Below are 8,824 nucleotides of genomic sequence, written 5' to 3' on the forward strand. Positions count from 1 at the left end.
TTAGTCTTCGGGTTCGCACACGTCTTCGGTGTTGAGCCCGGTGCACTAAACGGGACACGAAGCGAGCGAAACGACGCGCTATCTTGCCAGACTCGCCGGCTTCACAGGCAAGCTGCAAGCGGCTCTCCGGGAATCTTCGGAGGGACGGCTCGAAAGTTTACAAATAGATGATGAGACGAATGTTCCTGAAAGCTACTGCCACATTGGGAGTTTCCCTAGGTGGCAGATACCTGACGCACCGGACCGGCAGCCGCTACCACGCGCGCGCCGGTCGGGGCCCCTCCCCGCCACACCAGGCGGAGTCAGACCCCGGCCCGGGCTAACCGCCCGACTGTTCCACCGCCAGCACGAAGCCTACCCGGCCCATTGTGCACCGGCGCCAGTTCGACCCCAAGACGACGCGCGATCCGTGCCGTCCGTTTCAAACGAGATTGATGATGCAACCACCTGTTTCACAAACCCGATCGTTTACGACGGTCTTCCTCATCGAAATGTGGGAGCGCTTCGGCTACTACGGCATGGCCGCGCTCCTGGTCCTCTTCATGGTCGACCGGCTCGGTTTCACCGACAGCCATGCGAACCTGACCTGGGGTGCGTTCACCGCACTCGTCTATGCCGCGCCGTCGATCGGCGGCTGGATCGGCGACAAGGTGCTCGGCGCCCGCCGCACGATGATCATCGGCGCGTCCGTGCTGTGCGCCGGCTACCTGATGCTGTCGGTACCGAACGATCAGCTGACGTACATGTATGCGTCGCTCGGCGTGATCGTCGTCGGCAACGGCCTGTTCAAGGCCAACGCAGCGAACCTCGTGCGCCGCATCTATGAAGGCGACGACGCGCGCATCGACAGCGCGTTCACGATCTACTACATGGCGGTCAACATCGGCTCGACGGTGTCGATGCTCGCGACGCCGTGGATCAAGGATCACTGGGGCTGGCACACCGCGTTCGCGGTCTGCTGCGGCGGCATGCTGCTCGCGATCCTCAACTTCATGCTGATGCATCGCACGCTCGCGCACGTCGGCTCGCTGCCGGACGACCAGCCGATCCGCTGGAAGCGCCTCGGCGCAGTCGCGCTGGGCGGTGTCGGGCTCGCGCTGATCACGCTGTACGTGCTGCAGCACAAGCAGCTCGCCGTCGCCAGCGTGTGGACCGCAGCGTTCGCGATCCTCGCGATCTTCGCGTACATGATCGCGAAGTCGGAGCGCTCGGAGCGCGCAGGCCTGATCGCGGCACTCGTGCTGATCGGCCAGGTGATCCTGTTCTTCATCTTCTACGTGCAGATGTCGACGTCGCTGACGCTGTTCGCGCTGCGCAACGTCGATCCGCGCTTCATGCTGTTCGGCACGACGCTGTTCACGTGGAGCGCCGCGCAGTTCCAGGCGCTGAACCCGATCTGGATCATGCTGCTGAGCCCCGTGCTCGTGTGGGTCTACAACTCCGTCGCGAAGGGCGGCCGTGACCTGCCGGTCGCCGCGAAGTATGCGCTCGGCTTCGGCGCGGTGGCCGCGGGCTACCTGGTGTTCACGATCAGCGGCCGCTACGCGGTCGACGGCCGTGTGTCGTCGTGGTTCATGGTGTGGGGCTACGGCCTTTACTCGCTCGGCGAACTGCTGGTGAGCGGCCTCGGCCTCGCGATGATCGCCCGCTACGTGCCGGCGCGCATGAGCGGCTTCATGATGGGTGCGTACTTCGTCGCGACGGGCGTGTCACAGTATCTGGGCAGCGTCGTCGCGAACTTCGCGCAGATGCCGTCGCACGAACTGCCGGCCACCGAATCGCTGCCGCTGTACCTGTCGCTGTTCGAGAAGCTCGGCTGGCTCGCCGCGATCGGCATGCTGCTCGCGCTGCTGCTGCTGCCGCTGATGAACCGCCTGTCGCGCCAGCACCAGCGTTGTGCGGAAGAGCGCCGCGAAGAAGCGCTGCAGGCGCAGGGCGTCGCCACCGCGCAGTAAGTAAAATCCCTCGGCGTGCGGCCTGCACGCCACATTCTCCCGCCGGTTGCGCGATTGCGTCCTACACTGGTTGCAAGCAGTGCATCCGCCGAGATGCGCACTGGCGGGAGAAGACCATGAAAAGCAAGACCACGAGGCTTCTGAGAATCCTCTCGGACATCCGGCACGCACAGCGATGCACTGCGCTGCGCGCCGCCCGGGCGGCAGCCGAAGCCGACGCGGTACTCGCGGAGCGCGACGATCCGGCGCCCGACGAACGCGACGACGCCGAATCCGACGACGCAACCGCCGTTCCCCGCTCCCGTATCAGCTCACCTCATTAAGGCCGCGCGGCACACCCCGTGCCGCACGCGCCGCCTCCCGCACCGCTCACGCGGTCGCGCTGCGCCATCGCGCGATCCACGTTCCCGAACCGGCCACGGCCATCATCAGCCCGAGCGCGCACGCGTCGGCCACGAGGCCCACGCCGACATGCCGCAGATCGGCACTCCGCACGACCGGATGCAATAACGAATCGATGACGAGCGAGATCGCCGCGCCCGCGACGAAACAGATCAGCCCGCGCTGGCCCACGGCCACGACGGGCCGCACGCCCTGCGCGATCCGCGCGATCCAGCCGAAGCGCACGCAATCGGCCATCAGCCACGCGATGGCCGCGAAGCTCACGACGCGCGGCAGCGCGAGATCGCGCTTGAACACGCCTTCCGGCAGCGGCAGCCCCGAGAACAGCTTGTAGCTCGCACAGCCGAGCACGACCGCGCACGCGAGCCCGGTCGCCGCGGCCCCCCAGCGCCCGAGCGCGATGCGCCGGTAGAACGGCTGGCAGCGCGCGAGCACGCCGGCGACGAACATCAGTTGCCACGCGAACGGATTGAAACTCCAGCGGAATCCGTCGGTATCCAGCAACTCGGGGCCGAGCCAGCCCGCCGCGAGCCACGACGCGATGCCGAGCGCGACGAGCAGCCACGGATGGCGACGCGCGAACGGCACGAGCACCGGCGACGCCAGCGCGAACAGCACATACATCGGCAGCACCGACGCGAGATAGGGCTGGCGCTGGAACGTCAGCAGCTCGGCTGCGCCCGTGAGCGGCGACGCGAGCATCACGCTGACGTCGTCGAGCGCGAGGTTCGGCGCATCGATCCCGTAGTGGTCGAGCACGGCCGACACGACGAGCATCAGCGTCGAGGTCGCGAGAAACGCGCGGTAGATCTGCATCGCGCGGCGCACGAACCGCTTTTGCGCGGCGCGCGCGCCCTGTCGTTCGGCGATCGCGCCATAGGCGCTCGCGGTCGCGAAGCCGCCGAGAAAGACGAAGACCTCGGCCGCGTCGCACAGCGCGAACGCGTGCAGCGTGACGCGCGACAGCACGCTTGCGCCGATGTGATCGACGACGATCATCAACAGCACGATGCCGCGGAAGAAATCGACTTCGATCAGGCGGCCGCTGCGCGACGGTGGAAACGTGGCGGAAGGCGGCGGGCTCAACGACATGAGCACACCTGCACGACGGCGGTGCAGCACGCACCGGGGACTGGATCGGGGAGAAGAAGGCGAGCGTGATCAGCGGCGATACGCGTATGCCCGCATCGCGCCAACCCGGCCGGCCAGGCACGGGGATGACCGTTCATTGAAAGGCTGCATACGTAGGGAAGTCGGTGAGGCCAGTCTAATGGCCGATCCGGGGAGACCCTAAGTAACAAAGTGCAACCGAATCTTCTGTTCGATTACACGCGCGAGCCTTGTGGTTCAAAGCAGGCAGCGTCGCCAGACTCACGTCAGCGCGACGCCAGTTTGCAGTCAGCATCGATGCGTTCGACCGCTGCCGTGCAGATGTTTTTCGATACACGACGCGGCACGCTGCATGCAGCCGCCGCATCGCGATCGACGCTTATCCGCGCGCAGGCAGGCTCCGCATCAGCATGGCGCTGTGCCATGCGGTCAGCGCAACGGCGACCCAGATCGGCCCGTACGTCGCGAGCTTCGCAATGCTCAGCGTCTCGCCGAGCAGCAGCAGCGACACCGCGACGAGCAGCACCGGCTCGACGTAGCCGAGAATCCCGAACAGCGCCATCGGCAGCATCCGGCTCGCCTTCAGGTAGCTCGCGAGCGCGAGCGTGCTGAGCACGCCGAGCCCCGGCAGCAGCACGGCCCACAGCACCGGGTGGTCGGCCACGCGCGTCGTGCTCGTCACGACCATCGCGAACGCGATCGGGCATAGCAGCGCGATCTCGACCGCGAACGCGGCGAGCGAATCGGCGTTGATCCGCCGGCGCAGCACGAAATACGGCGGATAGCCGAGCGCGACGACGAGCGTCGGCCACGCGAACGCGCGCGTCGCCCACACTTCGTGCGCGACGCCGAGCGCGGCGCACGCGACCGCCGCCCATTGCAGCGGATCGAGCCGTTCGTGATAGTAGAAGCGGCCGACGAGCACCATCGTCAGCGGCAGCAGGAAATAGCCGAGCGACACTTCGAGCATGCGGCCGTGCAGCGGCGCCCACAGGAACAGCCACAACTGCACGCCGAGCAGCGCGGCGCTCACGGGCAGCGCAATCAGCAGACGCCAGTCGCGCACGCTGCGTCGAACGAGATCGACGAGTGCGGGCAAACGGCCGCGCAGCGCGATCAGCGCGAGCGCGCCCGGTGCGGTCCACAACACGCGCCACGCGAAGATGTCGAGCCCCGTGAGCGGCGCCAGCAGTTTCGCGTAGGCGGACATCAGCGCGAACAGCGTCGACGCCGCCACCGACAACATGAGGCCGCGCCCGGCCTCCGGATACCCCGTCATGATCGTTCCGTGCCTCTTACTGCTGCTGGAAACGCTCGAAGCGCTTCTCGGTCTGGCGTTCCTCGAACGTCACCTCGGTCACGTGCGCGGCCGGCGGGCCGTGACGCAGCCACGCGAGCATCCGGTCGATCTGCGCGCCGGGGCCCTGGATCATCGCCTCGACGGTGCCGTCCTCGAGATTCGCGACCCAGCCGCGCAGCTTCAGCGCATGCGCCTCGCGCACCGTCGCATGACGGAAGCCGACGCCCTGCACGACGCCGCGCACCCGCACGTAGTAGGTCTCGATCCGTTCGTCCAGTTCATTGCGGCTCATCGCGTCGCCCTCCCGTTGCATTCAAGCCCGGCATTGTAGTCGCGTCGGCCGCTTCGCACACGGGCCGGAGCCGGTTCGCACCCGTCACGGCCTGGCGTCGCCGCGCGCGCCGACCACGTACAATCTCGCCGATGCTCAACCGCCGCGCCGCCCGCGCGCGGCCCTGAAGGAAACGCATGACTGATACCTCCCGCGATCTCGTTCTCGTCACCGGCGCATCCGGTTTCGTCGGCTCGGCCGTCGCGCGCATTGCGCAGCAGAAAGGCTATGCGGTACGCGTGCTCGTGCGTCCGACCAGCCCGCGCACGAACGTGGCGGATCTCGACGCCGAGATCGTCACCGGCGACATGCGCGACGAGGCGTCGATGCGCGCCGCGCTGCGCGGCGTGCGCTACCTGCTGCACGTGGCAGCCGACTACCGGCTGTGGGCCCCCGATCCCGACGAGATCGAGCGTGCGAACCTCGAGGGCGCGGTCGCGACGATGCGCGCGGCGCGTGCGGAAGGCGTCGAGCGGATCGTCTACACGAGCAGCGTCGCGACGCTGAAGGTGACGAGCGCCGGCGATCCGTCCGACGAAAACCGGCCGCTCACGGCAGAGCAGGCGATCGGGGTCTACAAGCGCAGCAAGGTGCTCGCGGAACGCGCGGTCGAGCGGATGATCGCCGACGAGGGGCTGCCGGCCGTGATCGTCAATCCGTCGACGCCGATCGGCCCGCGCGACGTGAAGCCGACGCCGACCGGCCGCATCATCGTCGAGGCCGCGCTCGGCAAGATTCCCGCATTCGTCGACACGGGGCTGAACCTCGTGCACGTCGACGACGTCGCGCACGGCCACTTCCTCGCGCTCGAGCGCGGCCGGATCGGCGAGCGCTACATCCTCGGCGGCGAAAACCTGCCGCTGCAGCAGATGCTCGCGGACATCGCGCAGATGACGGGCCGCAAGGCGCCGACGATCGCGCTGCCGCGCTGGCCGCTCTACCCGCTCGCGGTCGGTGCGGAAGCGGTCGCGAAGTTCACGAAGAAGGAGCCGTTCGTCACCGTGGACGGGCTGCGGATGTCGAAGAACAAGATGTATTTCACGTCCGCGAAAGCCGAGCGCGAGCTCGGCTACCGTGCCCGTCCGTACCGCGAAGGGCTGCGCGATGCGCTCGACTGGTTCGGCTCCGCGGGCTACCTGAAGTAACACAAAGCGGCGTGCCTCACGCCGCTTTGCGCACTTTGTTACACGTCCCGCGCGGCCCGGTACCGGCGCAGCGGTTAAAATCGCGGGTCTTACGCAGAGAAGACACGCATGAACCTGAACGATCAGATCGCTTCGCTCACCATGGGCGTCGATCAGCTCCTCCACGATCACCACGCCGCGCAGCAGGCGGCCCGCAGCGCGGAAGCCTTCGCGCGCGCCGCAGCAACGGAAGCCCAGGCCGCGGCAGAGCGTCACGCCGCCGCGGAAACCGAAGCGCAGGCCGCCGCGCAACGCCACACGGCTGCGGCCGCCGATGCCGAGGCTGCGCAGCAGCGCCACGCCAGCGCGACCGCCGCCGCGGAAGCCGCCGCCCAGCGTCATACCGATGCGACCGCGCAAGCCGAAGCCGCCTCGCAGCGCCATGCGGAAGCCACCGCGCTGACCGAAGCGCTCGCGCAGCGTCACGCGGATGCCGAAGCGGCGTCGCAGCGCCACGCGGCAGCGATCGCCGAAGCCGAGGCCGCTGCGCAGCGTCATCACGCGGCAGCCACCGAAGCCGATGCGGCCGCGCAACGCCACACGGCCGCGACCGTCGAAGCCGAGGCCGCTGCGAAGCGTCACGCGGAAGCGACCGCCGAAGCCGAAGCGGCCACGCAGCGTCACGCGGCAGCAATCGCCGAAGCCGAAGCCGCCGCGCAGCGCCACACGGCTGTGATCGCGGAAGCCGAAGCACTCGCGCAGCAGCACACGCAGGCGATCGCGGAAACGCAGGCCGCCGCGCAGCGTCATGCCGACGCGACCGCCGAGGCCGAAGCCGTCACGCAACGCCATACTGAAGCGATCGCGCAGGCCGAGGCGGCCGCGCAACGCCACGCCGATGCCGCCGCGCAGGCCGAGGCCGTCACGCAGCGCCACTCCGAAGCGATCGCACAAGCCGAAGCGGCTGCGCAGCACCACGCGAAGGCCATCGCCGATGCCGAGGCGCTGGTCGAGGCCGTCGTCAAGGAAGCCGCGACCAACGCGGTTGCAGCGCCGGCGGTTGCAGCCCCGGCGGTCGCAGCCCCGGCAATTGCAGCCGAAGTCGTCAAACCTGCGCCGGCCGATACGCCGGCAGCGGAACCAGCCGTGATCGCACCCGCGCCGGCTGCGGCCGAAACGGTGGATTCAACGGCCGATGCCGAAACGGCCATCGTCGCGACGGCGCAAGCCGAAACGCCGGTTGAAGGCGAAGTCGAAACCGACGCCATCACCCCGGCCCCGGCCGACAAATCGACGCTGCACGTGTCGCGCCCGACGCAGAACGAACTCACGCTGACCATCAACGGCGAATCGATCACGCTGCATCCGGAGCAACTGGGCCAGCTGATCGAGGAACTCGCGCACGTGCGCGCGTCGATGCAGCCGGAGCCGCCGCCCGGCATCCCGGCCGGCTGGCGCTTCGTGACGACGAAGAACCCGATGATGGCCGTGCAGAAGCAGACGAACGGCGACCGCCTGCTGGTGGCCCGCCACACGGGCTACGGCTGGGTGCCGTTCACGTTCTCGCCGGACGTCGTGGTCCAGATGTACATGATGCTGACCCAGCGCTAAGCGCCGGCAGGCAGCACCGCCGAAAACGAAACAGCCCGACCGGTTTCCACCGATCGGGCTGTTTGCTTTCCGGCTGCCGGGAGGCGCGCCTCCCGGGCAATACTCAGCGATCCACCGGCGCCTGCACGCGCGCCTTCCACTGGCCGCCCTTGCCGCGCCAGTAGCGCCACGCGGACGCGAACGTCGCGCCGACGTAGAACAGCGCGACGAGCGGCAGCGCAGGCGCCCACAGCGGCGAGCGCCGGTAGTAGCGCAGCATCGGCGCATACGCGGCGCACATCGACGCCCACGCGAGCCACGCCGGCCATGCGCGCGCGCCGTACGCGAGCGCCGCGGCAGGCGGCACGAGATAGATGATCGTCATCCCGAGCAGCGTGCCCGCCAGCAGCAGCGGCGAATAGTGCAGCTGCGTGAACGCGGTGCGCGCGATCATGTTCCAGATGTCGCGCCAGCTGTCGTACGGGCGCAGCGACACGCTGCGGTCGGCCAGGTCGAGCCGGATCGGATGGCGGCCTTCGCCGCGATGCTTGATCTGCGCGGCGAGGCTGCAGTCGTCGATCAGCGCGCCTCGGATCGACTCGATGCCGCCCGCTTCCTCGAGCGCGGTGCGCTTGACGAGCATGCAGCCGCCCGCGGCGCCGGCCGTCCGGTTGCGCGGATTGTTGATCCACGAGAACGGGTAGAGCTTCGCGAAGAAGAACACGAACGCCGGGATCAGCGCCTTTTCCCACAACGAATCGCAGCGCAGCCGCACCATCAGCGACACGAGATCGCGGTTCTCGGCCTGCGCGCGCGTGACGAGCTGCGCGACGGCGTCGGGCGGATGGCCGATGTCGGCATCCGTCAGCAGCAGGTAGTCGGCCGGCAGGCCGAGCGTCTGCACCGCGGCGATCCCCTGCGACTGCGCCCACACCTTGCCCGACCAGCCGGCCGGCAGCGGCTTCGCGGCCAGCACCGTCAGCCGGTCGGCGCGGTTGATCGCGAGCGCGGC

General features: G+C 68.6%; 8 protein-coding genes. 4 read left to right on the forward strand and 4 right to left on the reverse strand.

From position 1 onward, the window contains the following. Window positions 1-434 precede the first annotated feature (434 nt). A complete protein-coding gene (locus G3O06_RS21730; protein WP_205817464.1) occupies window positions 435-1,955 on the forward strand; it encodes an oligopeptide:H+ symporter in 1,521 nt (506 codons plus the stop codon). Between the two features lie 116 nt (window positions 1,956-2,071). Further along, complete coding sequence (locus G3O06_RS21735) at window positions 2,072-2,278, forward strand: hypothetical protein (RefSeq protein WP_174918386.1); 207 nt, start codon at window positions 2,072-2,074, stop codon at window positions 2,276-2,278. 46 nt (window positions 2,279-2,324) lie between these two features. On the opposite strand, the gene G3O06_RS21740 is transcribed toward G3O06_RS21735, so the two are convergent. The 3 genes from G3O06_RS21740 to G3O06_RS21750 all read right to left on the reverse strand — a co-directional run bounded on the left by G3O06_RS21740 (window position 2,325) and on the right by G3O06_RS21750 (window position 5,059). Then, window positions 2,325-3,449: an OpgC domain-containing protein gene (locus tag G3O06_RS21740; protein WP_205817465.1), complete on the reverse strand. Its 1,125-nt coding sequence runs from the start codon at window positions 3,447-3,449 to the stop codon at window positions 2,325-2,327. Window positions 3,450-3,846: 397 nt separating this feature from the next. Then, complete coding sequence (rarD, locus tag G3O06_RS21745) at window positions 3,847-4,746, reverse strand: EamA family transporter RarD (protein ID WP_205817466.1); 900 nt, start codon at window positions 4,744-4,746, stop codon at window positions 3,847-3,849. Window positions 4,747-4,762: 16 nt separating this feature from the next. Then, window positions 4,763-5,059: an acylphosphatase gene (locus G3O06_RS21750; RefSeq protein WP_174971501.1), complete on the reverse strand. Its 297-nt coding sequence runs from the start codon at window positions 5,057-5,059 to the stop codon at window positions 4,763-4,765. Window positions 5,060-5,235: 176 nt separating this feature from the next. Here G3O06_RS21750 and hpnA point away from each other — a divergent pair, with 176 nt between their 5' ends. Both hpnA and G3O06_RS21760 read left to right on the forward strand, forming a co-directional pair. Beyond that, window positions 5,236-6,243 carry a hopanoid-associated sugar epimerase gene (gene hpnA, locus G3O06_RS21755; RefSeq protein ID WP_011353724.1) on the forward strand — a complete coding sequence of 336 codons (1,008 nt, stop codon included), beginning with the start codon at window positions 5,236-5,238 and terminating at the stop codon, window positions 6,241-6,243. A 108-nt stretch (window positions 6,244-6,351) separates the two neighbouring features. Beyond that, window positions 6,352-7,833 carry a phage tail protein gene (locus G3O06_RS21760; protein ID WP_205817467.1) on the forward strand — a complete coding sequence of 494 codons (1,482 nt, stop codon included), beginning with the start codon at window positions 6,352-6,354 and terminating at the stop codon, window positions 7,831-7,833. A gap of 103 nt (window positions 7,834-7,936) precedes the next feature. On the opposite strand, the gene G3O06_RS21765 is transcribed toward G3O06_RS21760, so the two are convergent. Beyond that, window positions 7,937-8,824 (reverse strand): glycosyltransferase (locus G3O06_RS21765; RefSeq protein WP_205817468.1); only part of this gene is annotated, 888 nt, incomplete at its 5' end.

Origin of the sequence: Burkholderia sp. Ac-20345 (genome assembly GCF_017104825.1) — a bacterium.
Classification (GTDB): Bacteria; Pseudomonadota; Gammaproteobacteria; order Burkholderiales; family Burkholderiaceae; genus Burkholderia; species Burkholderia lata_B.